This window comes from Frateuria defendens, assembly GCF_001182895.1.
In the GTDB taxonomy this organism is placed as follows: Bacteria; Pseudomonadota; Gammaproteobacteria; order Xanthomonadales; family Rhodanobacteraceae; genus Frateuria_B; species Frateuria_B defendens.
Genome location: NZ_LFQR01000305.1, coordinates 1 through 290, shown reverse-complemented (window position 1 = coordinate 290; position 290 = coordinate 1). Strand labels below are relative to the sequence as shown.

1 protein-coding gene is annotated in these 290 nt (G+C 77.2%); it reads right to left on the bottom strand.

What is annotated here, in order from left to right:
• On the bottom strand, positions 1–290 hold a 290-nt coding region (locus tag ACH65_RS18380; protein WP_049624094.1), incomplete at both ends, for a DUF3106 domain-containing protein.

Genomic DNA, 290 nt, shown 5'->3' with positions numbered 1-290 from the left:
TGCGCTGCTCGGGCGTGAGCTGCTGGAACTTGTGCATGTTCTGGCGCGCCTCGCGGCGCTGGTCGGGCGTCATCCGCTGCCAGCGCTCGATGCGCTCGCGCACTCGCTCGCGCCGCTCGGGCGGCAGCGTGCTCCAGCGCTGGGCGCGTTCGAGCAGGTGCGACTGCCGCCGCGGCGGCAGGGTGTCCCATTTGTCCTGCAGCGGCGCCAGCACGTCACGCTCGGCCGGGGTGAGCGCGCGCCACGGGCGCGGGGGCGGCGGGGCGAGATCGGCCGGCGGCGGGCCGCCG